The following is a 21478-nucleotide window of genomic DNA, read 5'->3' on the forward strand; positions in this document are numbered from 1 at the left end:
CATCGTCTAAGCAAGAGAGCCCCGTCGATGACGAGGAGCGCTCGGATACTAAATCGATTTAGGGAGAGGAACGGCAATGAAGGATAGTATCAGCAGGCGTGGTGTGCTCTCGGGAGCGGCCGCGATCGGTGCAACAGGCCTGATCGCGAAGCCGGCGATCGCCCAGGCGCAGTGGCCATCACGGCCCGTCACCCTGATCTGCCCCTGGGGCGCAGGTGGTGGCACGGATGCGACCGCACGCATCGTCGCCCAGCTCCTGGAAAAGGAACTCGGCCAGCCCTTCAACGTCGTGAACCGGACCGGTGGCTCGGGCGTGGTCGGCCATTCGGCGATTGCGACCGCGGCGCCCGACGGCTACACGATCGGCATGCTCACGGTCGAGATCACCATGATGCATCATCAGGGTCTGACCGAGCTGAAATCGACCAATTATGCGGCACTCGGCCTGATGAACGAGGATCCGCCGGGCGTGCAGGTCGCGACCTCGAGCCCCTACAAGGACATCAAGGCGCTGGCCGATGCGATCAAGGCCGCGCCTCCCGGCAAGATGAAGGCCTCCGGCACGGGCCAGGGCGGCATCTGGCATCTGGCGCTGATCGGCTGGCTCGTTGCCATGGGCCTGAAGCCGGACCATGTCGCCTGGGTTCCGTCCAACGGCGCGGCGCCGGGCATGCAGGACCTCGCAGCGGGCGGTGTCGACATCGTCACCTGCTCGGTGCCGGAAGCGCGCGCCATGATCGACGCGGGCAAGGCGAAGTCGCTGGCCATCATGGCCGATGCGCGCAACCCGCAGTTCAAGGATGTGCCGACCTTGAACGAGACGCTCGGCATCAACTACTCGGTCGGCGCCTGGCGCGGCATCGCCGGGCCCAAGGGCATGCCGGCGGACATTCAGGCCAAGGTCACCGCCTCGCTGAAAAAGGCCTTCGAGTCCAAGGAATACCAGGACTTCATGAATGCCCGCGGCTTCGGCATGAAGTTCGCCGACGGCCCCGGCTTCGCGAAGTTCATGGAGGATGGCGACAAGGCGATGGCATCGGCGATGAAGGCGGCGGGCCTCTCCAAGGCCTAAACCTCCCGCTTCACCGACGCCGGAGAGCCCCAGGCTCTCCGGCGTCGTCGTCTCCGGCCGTTCCGATATCATGAGGTTGCTGATGCAACTGCCCGACCGCGTGACCGGCGGCGCCCTCGCAGCGCTCGGTTCGATTGCCTTCTTCTACGGTTCGAAGCTGCCGCCGGTTCCCGGCCAGCAGGTCGGGCCTTCCGCCTTTCCGATGGTCGTCGGTGCCCTGCTCGTCCTGTGCGGCGTGCTGATCGTCTTCGGCGTCGGCCGCCATTTCGAGCAAGTGGCCGAAGCCGACATGGCGAGCCATACCGCGCCGGAGCTGCTCGAGCCGCTGCCGGCCTGGCGCAACTGGCTCGCCCTGCTGCCGCCGGTGCTGGTGCTGTTCTACGCGGTCGCCTCGGAGCCGCTCGGCTTCCTGCCGACGGCGGCGATCATGGTTGCGGCGGCGAGCTTCGCCTTCGGCGCGAAGGCCAAGCTGGCGATCCCGCTGGCGATCATCGCGCCCTTCGCCATCAATCTGATCTTCCTGAAGCTGCTGCGCGTGCCGCTCCCGGGCGGCCTTCTGCCCTTCCCCTGGTAATGTTGCCATGATGAACACGATTGGCCAGGCCTTCGGGCTCGTCTTCCAGCCCGACGTCATGATCGCGATCGTGGCCTCGGCCTTCTACGGCCTGACGGTCGGAGCTCTGCCTGGCCTGTCGGCCACCATGGCGACCGCACTGCTGGTGCCCGTCACCTTCTATCTCTCGCCGATCGCCGCGGTGGCGACGATCATCACGGCCTCCGCCATGGCGATCTTCTCCGGCGACATTCCGGGCTGCCTGCTGCGCATCCCCGGCACTCCGGCTTCGGCGGCCTATACCGACGAGGCCTATGCGATGACCCGCAAGGGCGAGGCGGAGACCGCGCTCGGCATCTGCCTGTGGTTCTCGGCGCTCGGCGGCATCGCCGGCACGCTCTCGCTGATGGTGCTGGCGCCGGTCCTGGCCGAATTCGCACTGTCCTTCTCGACCTACGAGAATTTCTGGCTCGCCATGCTCGGGCTGATGTGCGCGACGCTCGTCGCGCGTTCCTCGCCGATCAAGGCGATCGCCTCGATGCTGCTCGGGCTGCTGATCACCTGCATCGGCATCGACAATCCCGGCGGCGTGGCGCGCTTCACGCTCGGCTCGACCGACCTCCTCGGCGGCATCGAGCCGATCCCGGCGCTGGTCGGCGTCTTCGCGCTGGCGGAAGTCATGCGGGCGATGACCGAGCGCGAGCCGCCCAAGCTCGAGAACCGCAGGCTCGGCTCGATCCTCAAGGGGCAGTGGAAGCTGACCAAGGAGTATCCGAAGCAGCAGACGCGCGGGAACATCATCGGCATCATCATCGGTGTGCTGCCCGGCGCCGGCGCCGACATGGCCGCCTGGGTCAGCTACGCCATGGCGAAGCGCTTCTCGAAGACGCCGGAGAAATTCGGCACAGGCCATCCGGAAGGGTTGATCGAGGCCGGCGCCTCCAACAACGCATCCTTGGCCTCGGGCTGGGTGCCGGCGCTGCTGTTCGGCATCCCCGGCGATACGATCACCGCGATCGCGATCGGCGTGCTCTACATGAAGGGGCTGAACCCCGGGCCGACGCTGTTCACGGAACAGGCGTCGAGCATGTACGCGCTCTACATCATCTTCATCCTCGGCAATATCATCATGATCCCGTTCGGCATCGTCATGATCCGGCTGGCGAGCCGGGTCGTGGGGGCACCGCGCTCGGCGGTGATGCCGGTGATCATGGTGTTCTGCGCGGTCGGCGCCTTCGCCACGGCGGGCAACAACCTGTTCGCGGTCTATTGCGTCGCCGCTTTCGGCCTCCTCGGCTTCGTCATGGAGAAGAACGGCTATCCGGTCGCGGCGATGGTGCTGGGCATCGTGATGGGCACGATGGTGGAGCAGAGCTTCGTGACGTCGCTGATCAAGTCGGACGGCTCGATGCTGCCCTTCTTCAGCCGTCCGGTCGCGAGCGTGCTCGCCGCCATGACCTTCGCCGCTCTGCTCTGGCCGGTGTTCTCCTGGGCCATGGACAAAATGAGAGGCCGTCGGGTGGTGCCGGCCTAGCCGGCGCGCTCGGTCGTCTCAGCGCTTCAGGAACGCCGCGAAGGCGGCCTGCGCTTCCTCGGAGCGCAGGCGCTCGCCGAAATGCCGGCCTTCGGTTGCGATCGTCTCAGCGATGCTGGCGGCATGCCCCCGCTTCAGCAGAAGCTTGGTCAGAGCGACCGATTGCGGCGGCAGGGCGGCCAGCGCCTTCGCCTTGTCGAGCGCGGCCGCGAGCGCCGCACCTTCCGCGACGACTACGTTGAGCAGGCCGGCCTCGAGCGCAGCCTGCGGCCCGAAGGGCTCCGCCAGCATCAGCAATTCGGCCGCGCGCTTCGACCCTGCGACGAGCGGCAGCAGATAGCTCGAAGCGCCCTCGGGCGAGAGGCCGAGCGCGACGAAAGGCATGCGGAAGACCGCCTTGTCGCCGGCGAAGGCGAGGTCGCAATGCAGCAGCATCGTCGTGCCGATGCCGACGGCGAAGCCCTCGACGGCGGCGACGACCGGCTTGGTCGCGGTCGAGATCGAGGTCAGGAAATCCATGGCGATGCGGGCGCCGTCGCCGGCCGACGCGGCGAAGTCGCGGATGTCGTTGCCGCTGGTGAAGCAGCCGCCGGCCCCGGTGATCAGGATAGCGCGGACCTGTGGATCGGCCTCGGCCGCTGCGAAGGCTTCGATCAGCCCGACGTAGCTCGCCCGGTCGAGCGCGTTCTTCCGATCCGGCCGGTTCATCGTGATCTGGAAGACGCCGGGCGCAACGGTTTCGCTCAGAACGGCGGCGGTCATCGGCAAATCCATCCCTGCGGTCGGCCGATGGTCCAGCATCCGGATATCGGGCTCGTGATTGTGTTGGCGACAGGCTTGGCATGCCCGTTCGCCGCGGGTCAAGCGACCGCCCGGCTTGACAAAGTGCACCCGCCTGACCTCCTCCTTCGCCCTCAATCGACCGGGCAGATGGTCCCGGCACAAGCCGAGGATATGTGCTGATGGAGACCGTACGGCTCGCCCGCCATGGCGAGATCGCGATCGCGACGATCGACAACCCGCCGGTCAACGCACTCGGCCAAGCCCTGCGCGCCGACCTTGCCCGCGCCATCGCCGATGCGGAGGCCGATCCGGCTGTCACGGCGATCGTGATCGCGGCTGCCGGGCGCGCCTTCATCGCGGGCGCCGACATCAGCGAATTCAGCAAGCCGCTCGTCCCACCTTTCCTGCCCGAGGTGCTCGATGCCATCGAGGCCAGCGCGAAACCGGTCGTGGCGGCGATCCAGGGCGTGGCGCTTGGCGGTGGGCTGGAGGTCGCGCTCGCCTGCCATGGCCGCGTGGCGTCGGCGGCGGCGATGCTCGGCCTGCCTGAGATCAAGCTCGGCCTGATCCCCGGCGCTGGCGGAACGCAACGCCTGCCGCGCCTGATCGGCGCAGCGAAAGCCTTCGCGATGATGCTGTCGGGCGAGCCGGTCGCGGCAGGCAAGGCACTCGAACTGGGCCTGGTCGACGAGGTCACCGCCGGCGACGTGGTGGCGGCGGCGATCGCGCGTGCGCAGGCGCTGGTCGCGCAGGGAAAGCCCGAGCGCACCCGTGACGCAGAGGCCCGCCTGACCGGCACCGATCGCGAAGCCTTCGAGGCGCTTGCGGCCGATGCCACCCGGAAGTTCGGCGACATGCCCAATGCGATGGCGCTGATCGAGGCGGTGCGCGCGGCCTTTACCTCGCCATTCGCCGCGGGGCTGGCGACCGAACGTGCGCTGTTCTCAAAGTTGCGGACCGATCCGCGTTCCAAGGCGCTCCGCCATGTCTTCTTCGCCGAGCGGGAGATTGCGCGCGTGCCGGGCATCGGCAGCGAGGTGAAGCCGCGTCCGATCGCGAAGGCCGCCGTGATCGGGGCCGGTACGATGGGTGGCGGCATCGCGATGTGCTTCGCCAATGCCGGGATTCCGGTCACGCTGATCGAGCAGGAACAGGCGCAGATCGACAACGGCATGAACCGCGTCGCCGCGATCTACGAGATGTCGGTGACGCGTGGCTCGCTGACGCCGCAGAAGCGCGACGAGCGCCTGGCGCTGATCACGCCCGCGGTCGGACTCGCGGCTGCCGCCGAGGCAGATATCGTGGTCGAGGCGGCCTTCGAGGAGATTGGCGTCAAGCAGCAGATCTTCGCGGCGCTCGATGCCATCGCGAAGCCTGGCGCGATCCTTGCCAGCAATACCTCCTATCTCGACATCCCCACCATCGCCGCCGCGACGAAGCGGCCGCAGGACGTTTTGGGCATGCATTTCTTCAGCCCGGCCAACGTCATGAAGCTGCTTGAGATCGTCCGGCCGGAGGGCGTCGCCGACGACGCTATCGTCACCGCGATGGCGCTCGGGCGCAGGCTCGGCAAGGTTCCGGTCGTGGTCGGCAACGGCTTCGGCTTCGTCGGCAACCGCATGCTGGAGGCGCGCACCCGTGCCACCGAGCGCCTGCTCGTCGCAGGCGCACTGCCGCATGAGGTCGATGCGGCCCTGACCGGCTTCGGCTTCAAGATGGGGCCCTGCGCCATGGCCGACCTCGCCGGCAACGATATCGGCTGGCGGTCACGCAAGGCGCGGGGCAAGACCGCGGCCGTGGCCGACGCGATCTGCGAAGCCGGCTGGTTCGGTCAGAAGACCGGGCGCGGCTATTTCCTCTATCCGGAGGGCACCCGCAGCGGCCAGCGCGATCCCGAGGTCGAGGCCCTGATTGCGCGGATCTCGAAGGAGCAGGGTGTGACGCGGCGCAGCTTCACTTCGGACGAGATCCTCTCGCGCTTGCTGGACCCGATGGTCAATGAAGGTGCGCGCATTCTCGACGAGGGCATCGCGGCCCGGCCGGGCGACATCGATGTGATCTGGCTCAACGGCTATAACTGGCCGACCTGGCGCGGCGGGCCGATGCACTGGGCAGACAGCGTCGGGCTCGACGTCATCGTCAAGCGCCTGGAGAAGCAGGCTGCTGAGACGGGCGACAAGTCGCTCGAGCCGGCACCCCTGCTGCGCAAGCTCGCGGCCGAGGGCAAGGATTTCGCGAGCCTGGGCGCCAAGGCCGCATAGCATCCGATTTCGTCGTGGCCGGGCGGCGGCATTGTCACGCTGCCGTTGCCCGGAATAGCTTTGCTGCAATGCCGCAAGAGGGATTTGGAGATGGGCCGTGGCTTCTGGACTGTTCGCGCTGCTCGACGATATCGCCGGAATAGCGAAGGTTGCAGCTGCTTCGGTCGACGATGTCGTGGCGCAGGCGACCAAGGCCGGGACCAAGGCCGCGGGCATCGTCATCGACGATGCGGCGGTGACGCCGCGCTATGCCGTCGGTTTCGCGGCATCACGCGAGCTGCCGATCATCTGGCGGATCGCGCTCGGCTCGCTGAAGAACAAGCTGCTCTTCCTGCTGCCGGGCGCGCTGATCCTGGCGTTGGTCGCGCCCTGGCTGATCACGCCGCTGCTGATGGCCGGCGGCGTCTATCTTTGTTTCGAGGGTGCCGAGAAGATCTTCGAGATCGTCATGCCGCATGCCCCGGCGCTACAGGATGAGGCTGGGACGGCCGCGCTCGATGCGAAGCAGCTCGAGGAGCAGAAGATCGCCGGCGCGATCAAGACCGACTTCATCCTGTCCGCCGAGATCATGGCGATCACGCTCTCGACCGTCTCGACGGCATCGTTCTGGATGCAGGCGACGGTGCTGGCGGTGGTCGGCATCGGCATCACCGTGCTCGTCTATGGCGTCGTCGCGCTGATCGTGAAGGCCGACGATGCCGGGCTCGCGCTGGCGCAGCAGAGCTTCGCGCCGGTCAGGCTGCTGGGGCGCGGGCTGGTCATCGGCATGCCGCACTTCCTGACGGCGCTGGGTGCGGTCGGCACGGCTGCGATGCTCTGGGTGGGCGGCGGCATCATCATCCATGGGCTGGAGGAATTTGGGTTGATCGCGATCGGCCATGCCAGCCATGGCATGGCCGCCGCGGCCGCGAAGGCGCTGCCGGCGCTGGGTGGAGCGATCGAGTGGTTCGTCGGCGCGGCGCTCTCGGCTGTTTTCGGTCTGATCGTCGGAGGTATCGCCATCATCGCGATGCATCGTCTGGTCGAACCCCTGCTGAAGCGCCGGGGCGCGCACTGACGGGGTCTCAGTCGAGCCAGGTCGTAAAGCTCTCGACCGGCTCGCGCTCGGGCACGAGACCATTCTGGGGCGCATCGGGGTCGGCGCGGCCGATGGCGATTCCGCAGACCACGACCTCGCTCTCCGGGATTTCGAGTTCGCGCCGGACCACCGGATGGAACCGCGCAAAGATCGCCTGGGGGCAGGATTGCAGGCCGTTGCCCTGAGCGGCGATCAACAGGCTCTGGACGAACATACCGAGATCGAGCCAAGAGCCGATCTCGAGGTCGCGGTCTACGGTCAGCATCAGGGCGACCGGTGCGCCGAAGAAGCGCAGATTGGCCGCGCTCTGACGCTTCATGCCGGCGACGTCGCCCTTGGTCACGCCGAGCAGGCCGTAGAGATCCCAGCCGACCTTGCGGCGGCGCGAGAGATAGGGCTCGCGGAAGGTCTGCGGATAGTAGCGGTATTCCTCTTCCGCCGGGAAGTCGGGCGAATCCAGTGCGGCGATCAGCGCCGTCTCCAGTCGTTCGCGTGTCTTCGGACCGATCACGCGCAGCTTCCAGGGCTGCATGTTGGTGCCGCTCGGGGCTTGGGCAGCGACCTCGATGAGGCGACGGACCAATGCCGAATCCACCGGATCGGGCAGGAAGGCGCGGATGGCGCGACGCGAGGTGATCGCGTGCTCGACGGCTTCCGATCCTGCGTGATGGCTCATCGCTTCGTCTCCGGTTGCGGATCGTCGTCAGAGCGCCAGAATGCGCCCGCGGTTGAGGATGCCGGCGGGATCGAGCGTACGCTTCAGCGTCGCCATCAGGGCGAGCTCTTCGGCTGAACGGCTCATGCCGAGATAGGGGCGTTTGAGCACGCCGACTCCATGCTCGGCGGAGATGCTGCCGCGCATCTCCTTCACGAGCTCATAGACGATGGCCGAAAAACCGGCGCGCAGATCGTCGAGTTCGGGCGAATGAATTGAAATGTGCAGGTTGCTGTCGGCGAGATGGCCGAAGACGATCGGCTGAGCTGCAGCGTGATGGGCCGCGAGGCGTGCGCGCAGCAGGCCAATCGCGCGCTCGATCGAGGCCAATGGGATGCTGACGTCGAAATGCACACCGGGCGGCATGGCCCGGTAAAACTCGTAATTGCCCTCGCGATAGGCCCAGAAGCGTTCACGCTCACGGCTCGACTGCGCGATCAGCGCATCCTCGACAAGCCCTTCCTCGATCAGCTCGGACAGAGCCTCGGTAAAGGTCTCCGGGCCGGCCTCACCCGAGCCCATCGCGGCTTCGACGATCAGTGTCACCTCGGCCGGCCGGGCGAAGGGGCAGGGCATGCCGACATGTTCGGCGGCGGCGTTCATGTATTCGGGCCACATCGCCTCGAAAGCGAGGAGGCTGCCGCCGAGCCGGGCGTCGAGGCGGTTGAGGGCGGCAAGGGCCTTGCTGGTGCTCGGTGCGGCACAGAAGGCGGTCTGAACACCGCTGACTGCCGGCTGCAGTGCCAGCAGGACACGCGTGACGATGCCGAGCGTGCCTTCGCTGCCGATGAAGAGCTGCGTCCAGTCATAGCCGGCATTGTTCTTCACCACCTTCTCGAGATGGCGGACGATGCGTCCGTCGGCGAGCACGATCTCGAGCCCGAGCACGTTGCGGCGGGTCATGCCGTAACGGAGAACCTGTACGCCGCCGGCATTGGTGGCGACATTACCGCCGATGGTGCAGCTGCCGCGGGCGCCGAGATCGACGCCGTAGAGGAAGCCGGCCTCGGTCGCCTTCTCCTGGATCACGGCGAGCGGCGTGCCGGCGAGCGCCGTCATGGTTCGGCTGACCGGGTCGATCTCCTCGACGCCGCTCATCTTTTCCAGCGAGAGCGCGATCTCGCCTTCAGCCGGCGTGGCGCCGCCGGCGAGGCCGGTCATGCCACCCTGTACGACGAGCGCGAGCTGGAGGCGCGCGCAGGCCTTGACGACAGCAGCGACTTCCTCGGTCGTCCGGGGCAGGACGAGCGCGGCCGGCGGATGGGCCGGCAGCCGCGAGGCGTCGCGATGGTTGCGCTCGGGAATCGCAGCTCCCGTCAGCAAGGCGCCAGGCCCGACGGCCTGTGCCAGGGCGGCGAGGGCGTCAGCGGGGATGGTCATGGTCTCGTCCTCGTCGCCCGCGGCCCTGGTCTTCCGCCGTCAGCTCGCCTTGCGGGCTTCGACGAAGGCGGCGTGCTCCGCAACGAGCTCGCCCGCCAGCGCCTTGGCGATCAACGCGCGGGTGTTGGCGAGGCCGTAGATCGCGGCGAACGAGCCGAAACGCGGGCCCTGATCCTCGCCGAACAGAACCTGGTAGATCGCCTTCCACCACTCGCCCGAGACGCCGGGGCGTTCGGGCGTGGCATTCTTGGCAGTCAGGTTCTGGTAGCGCGGGATGGCGCGGGCGACGTCGAGCGCGGTGTCCTGCACCAACTCGGCGCTCGCATCGGCCGGCAAGGCGGCCAATGCAGCGTCCAGCGCGGAGAAGGCCTGGCGCTCGGTGTCGTCGGCGAGACGGTAGTTCTTCGCGGGCTTCACGAAGTCGCGGAAATAGGCGATCGCGTAGCCGACCAGCGCATCCAGCCTGGGATGGGTCTGCGGCGAGATGCCGGGCGCATAGCGCTGGAGGAAGCCCCAGAGCACGGCCTTGTCCTCGGAATTGGCGACCGCGACGAGGTTCATCAGCAGGCCGAAGGTGATCTGCGCACGGGCCGCGTTCTCGCCTTCGCCGGTGGCGATGATCTCGGGCTGCTGCGGCTCGCCATTGTGGAGATGCCAGACCGGGTTGCCGAGACGGTTCTTCCAGTCCTGCTTCTCATAGCCGCCGAGGAACTGCAGATACTCGTCGACCGCGCGCGGGATGACGTCGAAATGCAGCTTCTTGGCCTCGCGCGGACGCTGGAACATGTAGAGCGCCAGACTCTCCTGCGGGCCGTATTCGAGCCATTCCTCGATGGTCAGGCCATTGCCCTTCGACTTCGAGATCTTCTGGCCCTGTTCGTCGAGGAAGAGCTCGTAATTGAAGCCTTCCGGCGGCGTGCCGTCGATGGCGCGGGCGATCTGCGAGGAGACCTTGACCGAGTCGATCAGGTCCTTGCCGGCCATCTCGTAGTCGACGCCGAGCGCGACCCAGCGCATCGCCCAGTCGGGCTTCCACTGCAGCTTGACGTGGCCGCCGGTGACGGGTGTGACGAAGCGCTCACCGGTCGCAGGATCGGCCCAGACGATCGTGCCGGTCTCGATATCGACCTCGTCGATCGGCACCTGCATGACGACGCGCGTCACCGGGTGGATCGGCAGGAACGGCGAATAGGTCGCGGCGCGCTCCTCGCGCAGCGTCGCCAGCATGATCTTCATGATGGCGTCGTAGCGCGCCAGCATCTTCAGCAGCGTCGCGTCGAACTCGCCGGCGCGGTAGCTATCGGTCGAGGATTTGAACTCGTAGTCGAAGCCGAACTGGTCAAGGAAGGCGCGCAGGCGGGCATTGTTGTGCCGGCCGAAGCTATCATGGGTGCCGAAGGGGTCAGGTACCTCGGTCAGCGGCTTGCCCAGCGCTGCGGCCAGCAGCTCCTTGTTGGGGACGTTGTCGGGAACCTTGCGCAAGCCATCCATGTCGTCCGAGAAGGCGATCAGCCGCGTCGGGATCGTGTCGCCGGTCAGTACGCGAAAGGCGTGACGGACCATCGAGGTGCGCGCGACCTCGCCGAAGGTGCCGATATGCGGCAGGCCTGACGGACCGTAGCCGGTCTCGAAGATGACCTCCTTCTTGCCCGATTTCTCGATCCGCGCGACGAGCTTGCGAGCTTCCTCGAACGGCCAGGCGGCCGAACGCTGGGCGGCGTCCACAAGGGCGGGGTCGAAAACGGGCATTTGGGCTGGTGTCCTCTCCGGGGCATTCAAGAAATTCGAGGCACGGGCTTTCGCAGATTGCGAAGGGGGGCGTCAATGCGGCTCTTGGGGTGGTGGTCATGCTCGGGCTCGACGGGAATAGCTCCTGCAAGACCTTCGCGGGCCTTTGCCGGGTTGGGCTGGGCGTGACGAAGAGCGATGCTGCTTGTCCGGAATGACGGCCTGCAAACTTGCGGGTTGCCGGCTCATCAGCGGGGTATAGGTTGCCTGACACCACGCCTCAAAAGGGACCCCCGCCTTGGACCGCGAACTTCACGACAAGCTTACCGCCTGGCGCCGGCATCTGCACGCGCATCCCGAGCTTGGCCGGCATGAGAAGGCCACGAGCGCGTTCGTGCAGGAGAAACTGGCCGAGCTCGGCGTGCCCTTCGTCGCCGGCGTCGGTGGCCATGGCGTCGTGGCGACCCTGAAGCGTGGCGCCTCCGAGCGCTCGGTCGGCCTGCGCGCAGACATGGACGCGCTGCCGATCGCGGAGGCCAACGACCTGCCCTACAAGTCGGGCACGCCCAATGTCATGCATGCCTGCGGCCATGACGGACATACGACCGCGCTGCTGGGGGCGGCCGCGCTGCTCGCCCGTGACGAGGGCTGGAGCGGCACCGTGCAGTTCGTCTTCCAGCCGGCAGAAGAGGGGGCCGGCGGCGCGCAGGCGATGCTCGCCGACGGGGTGCTCGAGCGCTTTCCGATGGAGCGGATCTTCGCCCTGCACAATTGGCCCGGGCTGGAGGCGGGTGCGATCGCAGTGCATCGCGGGCCGGTGATGTCCGAGCCCGGCCGTTTCAAGATCACGCTGACCGGCACGGCCGGCCATGCAGCGCTGCCCGAGACGACGCGCGATCCGATCGTCGCCATGGGGCATCTCATCGTCGCGCTGCAGACGATCGTCGCGCGCAATGTCGACCCAATGGAGTCGGCGGTCGTCTCGATCGGGCAGGTGCATGGCGGGCTCGCCTCGAACCAGATCCCGACCAGCGTCTTCATCGAGGGCACCTTCCGCACCTTCGTGCCGGCGGTCCGCGAGCGGCTCCTCGCGCGGCTCGGCACCATCGCCCGGAACATCGCCGCGACCTTCGAGATGACGGCCGAGGTCGAGACGACGCACGGCGTGGCCACGATCAACACCGCGCCAGAGGAAGAGCTGGCTGCCGCTGCGGGCGAGGTCGCCGGCCTGACCGTCCGGCGCGATCTGAAGGCGAGCACGACGGGCGAGGACTTCGCCTATTTCCTCGAGCGTCGTCCGGGCGCTTACATTTGGATCGGCAATGGGCCGGTCGTGAATGGCGGCGAGCTCCACAACGACCGCTACGACTTCAACGATGCGATCCTCCCGGCCGCCTCAGGCTGGCTTGCCTCTGTCGCGAAGACCTCGCTGCGGGCCAACGCGCCGGCCTGAGCGGTTGAACGCCATGCTCGGGCTCGGCCCGAGCATCTCTTGCCGTAGCTTCTCGGGTCTGCGCTTCGCTTCGCTTGGGAACGACGCGCAGGGTCAGAACGGGCTCACCGGGAAGAAGCGGAGATAAAGCCGGGCATAGGTGCCGTCGTCCCACAGCGACTGCAGCGCGTAGTCCAGCGCGCGCTTGAGCGAGGCATCGTCCTTGCGGATGAGGAAGCCGACGCCTTCGCCAAAGTAGCGGCTTTCCAGGAAGGGCCCGCCGGTGAAGGCGAGTTCGCCGCCGCCTGTCCCGGCCAGCAGCAGCGACAGCGCGACGCCGTCGGCGAAGACGAATTCGGCATCGCCGCTCCGCAGGGCCGTGATCGCGCCGGCGAGCGTGCCGGTCTCGCGGCGCTGGACGAAGGGCAGGAGCCGCTCCAGGAAGGCCTGGTGAGCCGTGCCACCGACGACGGCGACGCGCTTGCCCTGCAGGCTGCGGGTGTCGAGCTCGATCTGGGCGTTGCCGCGCGTGGTCGCGAGGCGGGCGGGGCTGCGGAAATAGAGATGGCTCGCGATGAAGCGCGCGCGGATCTGCGGCGTCAGATTCACCGCCGCCGCGAGGACGTCGCCGCGTCCCTCGGCCAGCGAATCCAGCAGCGTGTCGAAACGGCGTGCCTGCACGGTGCAGGTCCAGCCGAGCTTTTCGCAGGCGGCGCGGGCGAGTTCGACCGAAAAGCCGGTCAGGCTGCCGTCGGGGCCGGCGAAATGCAGCGGCGGGTACTCGTCGTCGGTCAGGAAGCGGATCACACGGGCCGGGCCAGGTTCCGGCCGGTCGAGCCTGATGCGCTGGTCCCAGAAGTTCGGCACGATGACGCGCGATTGCGCCTGCGTTGCGGGCGGGGCCAGCATCAGCAGGGTGAGCGCGAGGAGGACGGCGCGGATCATGCGCGCATCTGGCGCGAGCGGAGCAGCATGATCAAGAGGTTCGCGCGGGGCGAACCCTCTCCTTGACGGAGGGAATGCCACGCGCTGCGCCTCAGATTGAAGCGGCCGTTGCCTTGGCCCCCTTCTCAAACAGCGCAGCCAGATGTTTCTCGACCGGCTTCGTGAAGCGCTCCTCGCGCGGCAGGTCGGCGCCGAAGATCGCCTCGATGCCGAGCAGGGATTGAGCCAGCGCCGGGGCGTTGCGGCCGGCAGCCTTCGCCTTCTCGGCGAAGGTCGCGGCCAGTGGATCGCGAACGTCGATCGCCGCGCCCTTCTCGTCGGTACCGGAGACGTATCGCATCCAGGCCGCGACGCCGAGGGCGAGATGGTCGATCGAAGCTCCGGCCTTGAGCCGGTCGCGAATGGTTCCGAGCAGCCGCTGCGGCAGCTTCTGCGAGCCGTCCATGGCGATCTGCCAGGTGCGGTGACGGATGGCCGGGTTGCGGAAGCGCGCCAGAAGGGCGTCGGCGTAGTCGCCGAGCACGACGCCCTGCGGGGCCGGCACGGTCGGGATGATCTCGGTCCAGAGACCCTGCAGGAAGCGAGCAAGGACCGGGTCGCCGCTGGCGTCGGCGACCGTCTCGTGGCCGGCGAGATAACCGAGATAGGCGAGGCTGGAATGGGCGCCGTTGAGCATGCGCAGCTTCATGAACTCGAAAGGCGCGACCTCCGAGACCATCTGCGCGCCGACACGGTCCCAGGCCGGGCGACCGGCGGCGAAGATATCCTGGATGGCCCATTGCCGGAAGGGCTCGCCGATCACGGGCGCGGCGTCCTCCAGTCCGATCAGGCCGGCGACTTCAGCGATGTCAGCGTCCGTGGTGGCCGGCACGATACGGTCCACCATCGTCGCGGGGAAGGCGCCGTTCGCCTCGATCCACTGTGCGAGCGCATCGTCGCTCAAGGCCGCGAAGTCGCGGACGAGCCCACGCAGCACCCCGCCATTATGCGGGAGGTTGTCGCAGCTCAGCGCGGTGAAGGGACCGAGGCCCGCGGCGCGGCGCGCCCTCAGCCCTGCGACGAGGATGCCTACGGCGGAGCGCGGCGCGTCCGGGTTGGCGAGGTCATGGACGATGTCGGGATGGTCGGCCCTGAGCCGGCCGGTGGCCGGGTCGTGGCAATAGCCCTTCTCCGTCACCGTCAGCGAGACGATGCGGGTTTCCGGTGCGGCCAGGCGCGCAACCAGCGCCGCAGGGTTCTCCGGTGCCACCAGCACCTCGCCGACGCAGCCGATGATGCGCAGCTCCGGGCCAGCGGGCGCGCGCTTCAGCAGCGTGTAGAGCCCATCCTGCGGGGCCAGCCGGTCGCGCTGGTCGGGGCGCTGCAGGCTCGCGCCGGTAACGCCCCATGCACCGAATTCCAGCTCCAGCGCGTCCTCGGTGTACTCGCACAGATGCGCGCGGGCGAAGGCGCCAAGCCCGAGATGGATGATGCCCGGAGCCAGCGTCGTGCGGTCATAGGCGGGGCGGCGAACCGCGGCGGGCAGAGAGGACTGCGTCCTCGTCGTGAGTCTCGTCAACGGAATACGCCCGGCAGCCAGAGGGAGAAGGCCGGAACGTAGGTGACGAGCAGAAGCACGGCAATGCTGGCGCCGTAGAACGGCCAGATCGTCTTCATGGATTCGCTGATCGAGACCTTGCCGATGGCGCAGGCGACGAACTGGACCGAGCCCACGGGCGGCGTGTTCAGGCCGATGCCGGCGTTGAGGATCAGGATCACGCCGAAATGCACGGGGTCGACGCCGATGGCCTTGACCACGGGCAGGAAGATCGGCGTGCAGATGATGATCATCGGCGCCATGTCCATGAAGGTGCCGAGCACCAGCAGGATGACGTTGATGAGCAGCAGGATCATCAACGGGTTGCTGGAGATCGACTGCATCAGTTCGATCGTCGCCTTGGGGACTTCGAGGAAGGCCATCAGCCAGCCGAAGGAACTCGCCGCGCCGATGATCAGAAGCACCATCGCCGTGGTGCGGACCGCTCCGAGCGTGGCGTGGGTAAAGCCCTTCAGGTCGAGTCCGCGATAGACGAAGATCGTGACCAGCAGCGCGTAGATCACCGCGACGCAGGAGGATTCGGTGGCGGTGAACACGCCGGACCGGACGCCGCCGAAGATGATGCCGATCAGTAGGATGCCGGGCAGCGCCGCGACGAGGTAGCGGGCGACGCTGAGGAAGCCCGGGAAGGCATCGGCGGGGTAGCCGCGCTTCACCGCGACGGCCCAGGCTGCGACCATCAGCGCGAGGCACAGCATCAGGCCGGGGACGACGCCGGCGGTGAAGAGATCGGCGATCGAGATCGTGCCGCCCGCCGCCAGCGAGTAGATGATCATGTTGTGCGAGGGCGGGATCAGCAGCGCGATGATGGCGGCGTTGGCGGTGACGTTGACCGCGTAGTCGGGCGCGTAGCCGCGCTTCACCATCTGCGGGATCATGATGCCGCCGACGGCGGAAGCGTCCGCCACGGCCGAGCCGGAGATGCCGCCGAAAAGCGTGCAGGTGATGACGTTGACCTGGCCGAGGCCGCCGCGCAGATGCCCGACGAGCGAGGCGGCGAACTGGATCAGCCGGTCGGCGATGCCGCCGCGGATCATCAGGTCGCCCGAATAGATGAAGAACGGGATCGCCAGCATGGCGAAGGCGTTCATGCCGGTCGACAATTGCTGGAAGATCACGACCGGCGGAATGCCGATATAGAGCACCGTCGCCATCGAGGAGAGGCCGAGGCAGAAGGCCACCGGCACGCCCATCAGCAGGAGCAGGGCGAAGGAGGTGAAGAGGATCGTGATGGCCATGCTCAGGCTTCCCCGCCGAGACCGTTGGCGTTCAGCGGCATGGGCGCGAGTTCCTCGCCCGTCGCCAGCAGCAGCAGCTTCTCGATCGAGAACAGCGCGATCAGCCCGCCGCCGGCGATGATCGGGACATAGTCCCAGCCCTTGGAGATGCCGATCATCGGCAGCCGGTCGCTCCAGACCTTGGCGGCGAGTTCGGTGCCGTACCAGACCATCGCGAAGGCGAAGAGTGCGACGAGGATCTCGTTCGCCGCGATGAGCGCGGTCTTCGTCCTGCCGCGCAGGTAGTGCAGCCCGACATCGAAGCCCATGTGGTCGAGCTCGCGGACGCCGACGGAGCCACCGAGCAGGATGAACCAGAGCATCAGGAACAGGGAGGCCGGCTCGCCCCAGGTCGGGGTGGCGTTCAGGACGTAGCGCCCGAACACGGTCCAGGCGACGATCGCCGTCATGGCGATCAGGCCCAGGCCCGCCGCCAGCAGGGCGATCAGGCTGAGGCGCGCATTGATGCGCGTGAGCATCCGGGCAACACCGGTCATGGAGATGTCCTGAGGTTCGGGCTGGAAACGAAAACGGGCGGCGGAGAAGGCCGCCGCCCGGGATCAGATGAGTCGGATCACTTGACCGCCTGGATCTTGGCGACGAGGTCCTTGAGGGCGGCGTCCGTGACGAACTTGTCGTAGACGGGCTTCATTGCGTCGATGAAGGGCTGCTTCTCGACCTTGTTGATCACGGCGCCGCCGGCCTTCACCTTGGCTTCCGAGGCCTTCTCGCGGGCGTCCCAGAGCTCGCGCATCTTGACGACGGATTCCTTGGCAGCCGCCTTCATGATCTCCTGGTCTTCCTTGGAGAGCTTGTCGAAGCTGCGCTTGGACATGACCAGCACCTCCGGCGACAGCGAGTGCTCGGTCTCCGAGTAGAACTTCGAGACCTCGTAGTGCTTGGTCGACTCGTAGGACGGCCAGTTGTTCTCGGCTCCGTCGATGACGCCGGTCTGCAGCGCCGAGTAGACTTCGCCGAAGGCCATCGGGGTGGCGTTGGCGCCGAGCGCCGAGACGAGCGCTACGAACATGTCCGACTGCTGAACGCGGATCTTCATGCCCTTCATGTCGGCCGGCGAGGTGATCGGGCGCTTGCCGTTGTAGAAGGAGCGCGAGCCGGAATCGTAGAAGGCGAGGCCGATCAGGTCGTGCTTCTCGAACTCCTTCAGGATGCCGTCGCCGATCGGGCCGTCCATGACCTTCCGCATGTGCTCGACCGAGCGGAAGATGAAGGGCAACGAGGGTACGTTGGTCGCCGGGATCAGGTTGTTGAACGGCGCCATGTTGATGCGGTTCAGGTCGATCACGCCGAAGCGGGTCTGCTCGATCGTGTCCTTCTCGTTGCCGAGCTGGGCCGAGTGGAAGACGTTGATCTTGATGCGGCCCTTGGTGCGCTCTTCCAGCAGCTTGCTGATGTAGCGGACGGCCTCGACGGTCGGATAGTCGGTCGGATGGATGTCGGTGGAGCGCAGCGTGGTCTGGGCGCTCGCGCCGGTGGCGACGGCCGCGAAGATGGCCGCACCCGCGAGCGCGCTGAACATGCGTTTGGTGAGCATGGTGGTTGTCCTCTCCCGTTTCATGATGGCGCCGGGTTTTTCCGGTCGTTCTTGTCCCGTGATGGGAGCCATGCCGGCGGTGGCCGGCAGGGCGGTCTCAGAGAAACTCCTTCCGCATCGGCGTGAAGGAATCGATGAGCTGTCCGGCCTCGACCGCGGTGACGCCGTGGACGAGGTCGGCCGGCACGAAGAAGGTGTCGCCGGCGACGAGCCGCTCGGTCCGGCCGTCGATGGTGACGTCGAAGACGCCGCTCTCGACATAGGAGGCCTGGCGGTGTGGATGCTGGTGCGGCTTGCCGACAGCGCCCGCTTCGAAGATCACGCGCACGACCATCAGATCGGAGCCATAGGCCATGATCTTGCGCTTCACGCCGGGTTCGGTCGGCTCCCAGGCGATCTCGGCCTCATGCTGGAAGAAGGAGTCGAGACGGTCAGTCATCGCGCGAGCCAGCCTCCGTCGACGGGGATGACGGCGCCGTGCATGTAGGCGGCGGCGTCGCTTGCGAGGAACACCGCCGCGCCGCCGATGTCGGACGGTTTGCCCCAGCGCCCGGCCGGGATGCGTCCGAGTATGGCGGCGTTGCGGTCGGGGTCGGCGCGCAGCGCTTCGGTGTTGTTGCTCTCGATGTAGCCCGGCGCGATCGCGTTGACGTTGATGCCCTTCGCCGCCCATTCGCAGGCGAGGAGCTTGGTCAGCCCGGCGAGGCCGCTCTTGCTCGCCGTATAGGAGGCGACGCGGATGCCGCCCTGGAAGGAGAGCAGCGAGGCGATGTTGACGATGCGGGCGCCGCGCCCCGCTTCCACAGCCGCCTTGGCGAAGGCCTGGGCGAGGAAGAAATTCGCCTTGAGGTTGACGTTCATCACCTCGTCCCAGTCGCTCTCGCTGAAGTCGAGCGCATCGGCGCGGCGAATGATGCCGGCATTGTTGACGAGGATGTCGAGCGGGCCGGTGAGCTCGCTCGCCTCGGCAATCACGCGCGGCGCGATGCCCTGCTGCTGCAGATCGACCTTGAGCGCGTAGGCGCTGCCACCGGCCTCCTTGATCAGCGACAGCGTCTCGCTCATGTCCGAGCGCCCGGCGGCGACGACGGTCGCCCCGGCCTGAGCCAGCGCGAGTGCAATGCCCTGGCCGATGCCGGTATTGGCGCCGGTCACCAGCGCCGTGCGGCCCGTCAGGTCGAAGGGCGAGGTCGCCGCCATCAGCGCAGCGTCTCCACGGGGGCTGCGTCCATGTCGGTGAACTCGACATTGTCGCCGGCCATGGCCCAGACGAAGGCGTAGTTCGAGGTGCCGCAGCCGCAATGGATCGACCAGTTCGGCGAGATCACCGCCTGCTCGTTGGCGACGAGGATGTGGCGGGTCTGGGTCGGCTCGCCCATGAAGTGGAAGACGCGGTGGGCAGGGTCGAGGTTGAAGTAGAGATAGGCCTCCATCCGCCGCGTATGCGTGTGGCAGGGCATCGAGTTCCAGACCGAGCCGGGTTCCAGCGCGGTCATGCCCATGACCAGTTGGTTGGTGCCGGTCGTGTTCGGCATGACGTATTGCCGGATGGTGCGCTTGTTGGAGGTCTCGGTGGAGCCGAGATGCAGCGTGTTGGCGTCGGACTGGCGGATGAGCTGGTGCGGCGCCTCGCGATGGGCCGGCGCGCTGGTCAGATAGAACTTGGCCGGATTGGCGGCGTCCGCACTGGCGAAGGAGACCTCCTTGGCGCCGAGGCCGACATAGAGCGCGTCGAGGCTCGGCAGGTCGAAGACCTTGCCATCGACGGTCACGGTTCCAGTGCCGCCGATGTTGATGACCCCGAGCTCGCGCCGCGCCAGGAAGAACGGCGTGCCGGTCGGCGCGTAGGGCTCGAGCTTCAGCGGCTGCGCCGTCGGCGTCGCGCCGCCGACGATCATGCGGTCGTAATGGCTGTAGGTCAGCGTGACCTCGCCCGGGACGAAGATCCGCTCGATCAGGAAATCATTGCGCAGCCCTTGCGTGTCGTAAGCCTTCACGTCGCGCGGATGGGCGGCCTGGCGTTCGTCGATGGTCCCGGTGGCAGTCACAGGCGGTAGGCCTCCTTGGCCAGTCGATAGGCGAGGTCATGGGCGACCTCGGCAGCCTCGTCTTCGTCGAGCCGGTGTTCGGCGACGAGCTTGGCGAGGTAGGTGCAGTCGCAGCGGCGGGCGACGTCATGGCGCGCAGGAATCGAGAGATAGGCACGGGTGTCGTCGTTGAAGCCGACGGTGTTATAGAAGCCGGCGGTCTCGGTCGTCAGTTCGCGGAAGCGCAGCATCGCCTCGGGCGCATCGAGGAACCACCAGCCCGGTCCGAGCTTCAGCGCGGGGTAATGGCCGGCGAGGGGCGCGAGCTCGCGCGAATAGCTGGTCTCGTCGAGGGTGAAGGCGATGACGGTCAGGTTCGGCTCGTTGCCGACGGCATCGAGCAGCGGCTTCAGCGCCGCCACATAGTCGGTCTGGCGCGGGATGTCGGCGCCCATGTCGCGCCCGAAATCCGCGAACAGCGACGCGTTGTGGTTGCGCGAGGAGCCCGGATGGATCTGCAGGACCAGCCCGTCGTCGAGGCTCATCTTCGCCATCTCGGTCAGCATCTGGCCGCGGAAGAGATCGGCCTCCTCGGGCGAGACTGGGCCGGCGACGACCTTGGCGAAGAGCGCCTCGGCCTCCGCCTTCGAGAGGTTCGCGGTGCGGGCGGTGGCGTGGCCATGGTCGGAGGAGGTGGCGCCGCGCTCGCGGAAATAGTCGCGGCGCTGACGGTGGGCGGCGAGGTAGCCAGTCCAGCTCGTCGTGTCCTCGCCCGTGAGCGCGCCGAACTGCTCGAGATTGCCGGCAAAACCCTCGAATTCCGGATCGACAACGCTGTCCGGGCGATAGGCGGTGACGACCTTGCCGCCCCAGCCCGAGGCCTTGATCATGTCATGCCATTTCAGATCGTCGAGTGCGCCCTCTGTGGTCGAGATCGCCTCGATCTTGAAGCGCTCGAACAGGGCGCGAGGACGGAGTTCCGGCTCGTCCAGCTTCTCGGCGATGCGGTCGTAGATGCGGTCGGCGTTTTCGGGCGAGAGCCGCTCGTTGATGCCGAAGACCGAGGAGAGCGAGTGCTCGAACCAGAGCCGGGTGGGCGTGCCGCGGAACAGGTACCAATGCTTGGCGAAGAGGCGCCAGACAGCACGCGGGTCGCTTTCGACCGGGGCGCCATCCTTGCGGGGGATGCCGAGCTGCTCGAGCTTCACGCCCTGCGAATAGAGCATCCGGAAGATGTAGTGGTCCGGCTTGACGAAGAGCGTCGCGGGATCGGGGAAGGGCTGGTCCTCGGCGAACCAGCGCGGGTCGGTGTGGCCATGCGGCGAGATGATCGGAAGATCGCGAATCGTCGCGTAGAGCCGGCGCGCGATGCCGCGCGTCACGGGGTCTGCGGGAAACAGGCGATCGTCGTGAAGCAACATCGGACCGGCACTCTTGTGTGGCGCTTGGCAGCTTGGGCGGACCATAGGCGCCGTCGGGGTGGCGGGTCAATATACTAATATACTAGTATGTCAAACCGGCCCGTGCTATCCGCAAAAGGG

19 protein-coding genes are annotated in these 21478 nt (G+C 67.2%); 6 read left to right on the forward strand and 13 right to left on the reverse strand.

The annotated features are described in order from the left end of the window. Positions 1-76: 76 nt before the first annotated feature. The 3 genes from VGN82_RS10110 to VGN82_RS10120 all read left to right on the forward strand — a co-directional run bounded on the left by VGN82_RS10110 (position 77) and on the right by VGN82_RS10120 (position 3159). Positions 77-1072: a tripartite tricarboxylate transporter substrate binding protein gene (locus VGN82_RS10110; RefSeq protein ID WP_327526878.1), complete on the forward strand. Its 996-nt coding sequence runs from the start codon at positions 77-79 to the stop codon at positions 1070-1072. 82 nt (positions 1073-1154) lie between these two features. After that, positions 1155-1646, forward strand: a complete 492-nt coding sequence (locus VGN82_RS10115; RefSeq protein ID WP_327526879.1) for a tripartite tricarboxylate transporter TctB family protein — start codon at positions 1155-1157, stop codon at positions 1644-1646. 7 nt (positions 1647-1653) lie between these two features. Continuing rightward, positions 1654-3159: a tripartite tricarboxylate transporter permease gene (locus VGN82_RS10120; protein WP_327526880.1), complete on the forward strand. Its 1506-nt coding sequence runs from the start codon at positions 1654-1656 to the stop codon at positions 3157-3159. Positions 3160-3177: 18 nt separating this feature from the next. Here VGN82_RS10120 and VGN82_RS10125 read toward each other — a convergent pair whose 3' ends face one another. Beyond that, complete coding sequence (locus VGN82_RS10125) at positions 3178-3921, reverse strand: enoyl-CoA hydratase-related protein (RefSeq protein WP_327526881.1); 744 nt, start codon at positions 3919-3921, stop codon at positions 3178-3180. A gap of 197 nt (positions 3922-4118) precedes the next feature. On the opposite strand from VGN82_RS10125, the gene VGN82_RS10130 reads away from it, so the two are divergent. Beyond that, positions 4119-6203 carry a 3-hydroxyacyl-CoA dehydrogenase NAD-binding domain-containing protein gene (locus VGN82_RS10130; protein WP_327526969.1) on the forward strand — a complete coding sequence of 695 codons (2085 nt, stop codon included), beginning with the start codon at positions 4119-4121 and terminating at the stop codon, positions 6201-6203. Between the two features lie 97 nt (positions 6204-6300). Further along, positions 6301-7260, forward strand: a complete 960-nt coding sequence (locus VGN82_RS10135; protein WP_327526882.1) for a DUF808 domain-containing protein — start codon at positions 6301-6303, stop codon at positions 7258-7260. A gap of 7 nt (positions 7261-7267) precedes the next feature. Here the strand turns inward: VGN82_RS10135 and VGN82_RS10140 are convergent, their stop codons facing one another. From VGN82_RS10140 to VGN82_RS10150, 3 genes are read right to left on the reverse strand one after another with little or no spacing between them, the layout of a single operon-like run. Further along, entirely contained in the window at positions 7268-7957 is a 690-nt protein-coding gene (locus VGN82_RS10140; protein ID WP_327526883.1) for a nitroreductase, read from the reverse strand. 27 nt (positions 7958-7984) lie between these two features. Further along, positions 7985-9376 (reverse strand): FAD-binding oxidoreductase, encoded by a 1392-nt coding sequence (locus VGN82_RS10145; RefSeq protein ID WP_327526884.1) that lies wholly within the window; start codon positions 9374-9376, stop codon positions 7985-7987. A gap of 39 nt (positions 9377-9415) precedes the next feature. Next, on the reverse strand, positions 9416-11125 hold the full coding sequence (locus VGN82_RS10150) for a lysine--tRNA ligase (protein ID WP_327526885.1): 1710 nt from the start codon (positions 11123-11125) through the stop codon (positions 9416-9418). 277 nt (positions 11126-11402) lie between these two features. Between VGN82_RS10150 and VGN82_RS10155 the strand changes: the two genes are divergently transcribed. Beyond that, the gene (locus tag VGN82_RS10155) at positions 11403-12557 is read left to right on the forward strand and encodes an amidohydrolase (protein WP_327526886.1); all 1155 of its coding nucleotides are present in this window, start codon (positions 11403-11405) and stop codon (positions 12555-12557) included. A 93-nt stretch (positions 12558-12650) separates the two neighbouring features. Here the strand turns inward: VGN82_RS10155 and VGN82_RS10160 are convergent, their stop codons facing one another. The 9 genes from VGN82_RS10160 to uxaC all read right to left on the reverse strand — a co-directional run bounded on the left by VGN82_RS10160 (position 12651) and on the right by uxaC (position 21358). Next, complete coding sequence (locus VGN82_RS10160) at positions 12651-13481, reverse strand: transporter substrate-binding domain-containing protein (protein WP_327526887.1); 831 nt, start codon at positions 13479-13481, stop codon at positions 12651-12653. Between the two features lie 91 nt (positions 13482-13572). Then, positions 13573-15039 (reverse strand): mannitol dehydrogenase family protein, encoded by a 1467-nt coding sequence (locus VGN82_RS10165; RefSeq protein ID WP_327526888.1) that lies wholly within the window; start codon positions 15037-15039, stop codon positions 13573-13575. Continuing rightward, entirely contained in the window at positions 15036-16316 is a 1281-nt protein-coding gene (locus tag VGN82_RS10170; protein ID WP_327526889.1) for a TRAP transporter large permease, read from the reverse strand. Before VGN82_RS10170 ends, VGN82_RS10165 begins: the two co-directional genes overlap by 4 nt. 2 nt (positions 16317-16318) lie before the next feature. Then, the gene (locus tag VGN82_RS10175) at positions 16319-16852 is read right to left on the reverse strand and encodes a TRAP transporter small permease (protein ID WP_327526890.1); all 534 of its coding nucleotides are present in this window, start codon (positions 16850-16852) and stop codon (positions 16319-16321) included. Between the two features lie 77 nt (positions 16853-16929). Then, positions 16930-17910, reverse strand: coding sequence for a TRAP transporter substrate-binding protein (locus VGN82_RS10180; RefSeq protein ID WP_414644249.1), 981 nt, complete (start codon positions 17908-17910; stop codon positions 16930-16932). A 97-nt stretch (positions 17911-18007) separates the two neighbouring features. Next, positions 18008-18349, reverse strand: coding sequence for a cupin domain-containing protein (locus VGN82_RS10185; protein ID WP_327526891.1), 342 nt, complete (start codon positions 18347-18349; stop codon positions 18008-18010). After that, positions 18346-19110 carry a 2-dehydro-3-deoxy-D-gluconate 5-dehydrogenase KduD gene (kduD, locus tag VGN82_RS10190; protein ID WP_327526892.1) on the reverse strand — a complete coding sequence of 255 codons (765 nt, stop codon included), beginning with the start codon at positions 19108-19110 and terminating at the stop codon, positions 18346-18348. Before kduD ends, VGN82_RS10185 begins: the two co-directional genes overlap by 4 nt. Continuing rightward, the gene (gene kduI / locus VGN82_RS10195) at positions 19110-19958 is read right to left on the reverse strand and encodes a 5-dehydro-4-deoxy-D-glucuronate isomerase (protein ID WP_414644250.1); all 849 of its coding nucleotides are present in this window, start codon (positions 19956-19958) and stop codon (positions 19110-19112) included. Before kduI ends, kduD begins: the two co-directional genes overlap by 1 nt. Beyond that, the gene (gene uxaC / locus VGN82_RS10200; RefSeq protein ID WP_327526893.1) at positions 19955-21358 is read right to left on the reverse strand and encodes a glucuronate isomerase; all 1404 of its coding nucleotides are present in this window, start codon (positions 21356-21358) and stop codon (positions 19955-19957) included. Before uxaC ends, kduI begins: the two co-directional genes overlap by 4 nt. Between the last annotated feature and the right edge of the window lie 120 nt (positions 21359-21478).

The sequence above is a fragment of the Allobosea sp. genome, from assembly GCF_035999205.1.
Taxonomy (GTDB): domain Bacteria; phylum Pseudomonadota; class Alphaproteobacteria; order Rhizobiales; family Beijerinckiaceae; genus Allobosea.

Bases quoted from the DNA above. Each gene is read 5' to 3' on its own strand.
- VGN82_RS10185 (WP_327526891.1), bottom strand. From the start codon at position 18,349: ATGACTGACCGTCTCGACTCCTTCTTCCAGCATGAGGCCGAGATCGCC.
- VGN82_RS10175 (WP_327526890.1), bottom strand. From the start codon at position 16,852: ATGACCGGTGTTGCCCGGATGCTCACGCGCATCAATGCGCGCCTCAGC.
- kduD (WP_327526892.1), bottom strand. From the start codon at position 19,110: ATGGCGGCGACCTCGCCCTTCGACCTGACGGGCCGCACGGCGCTGGTG.
- VGN82_RS10180 (WP_414644249.1), bottom strand. From the start codon at position 17,910: ATGCTCACCAAACGCATGTTCAGCGCGCTCGCGGGTGCGGCCATCTTC.
- VGN82_RS10170 (WP_327526889.1), bottom strand. From the start codon at position 16,316: ATGGCCATCACGATCCTCTTCACCTCCTTCGCCCTGCTCCTGCTGATG.
- VGN82_RS10140 (WP_327526883.1), bottom strand. From the start codon at position 7,957: ATGAGCCATCACGCAGGATCGGAAGCCGTCGAGCACGCGATCACCTCG.
- VGN82_RS10115 (WP_327526879.1), top strand. From the start codon at position 1,155: ATGCAACTGCCCGACCGCGTGACCGGCGGCGCCCTCGCAGCGCTCGGT.
- VGN82_RS10145 (WP_327526884.1), bottom strand. From the start codon at position 9,376: ATGACCATCCCCGCTGACGCCCTCGCCGCCCTGGCACAGGCCGTCGGG.
- VGN82_RS10125 (WP_327526881.1), bottom strand. From the start codon at position 3,921: ATGACCGCCGCCGTTCTGAGCGAAACCGTTGCGCCCGGCGTCTTCCAG.
- VGN82_RS10110 (WP_327526878.1), top strand. From the start codon at position 77: ATGAAGGATAGTATCAGCAGGCGTGGTGTGCTCTCGGGAGCGGCCGCG.
- VGN82_RS10150 (WP_327526885.1), bottom strand. From the start codon at position 11,125: ATGCCCGTTTTCGACCCCGCCCTTGTGGACGCCGCCCAGCGTTCGGCC.
- VGN82_RS10160 (WP_327526887.1), bottom strand. From the start codon at position 13,481: ATGATCCGCGCCGTCCTCCTCGCGCTCACCCTGCTGATGCTGGCCCCG.
- VGN82_RS10120 (WP_327526880.1), top strand. From the start codon at position 1,654: ATGATGAACACGATTGGCCAGGCCTTCGGGCTCGTCTTCCAGCCCGAC.
- uxaC (WP_327526893.1), bottom strand. From the start codon at position 21,358: ATGTTGCTTCACGACGATCGCCTGTTTCCCGCAGACCCCGTGACGCGC.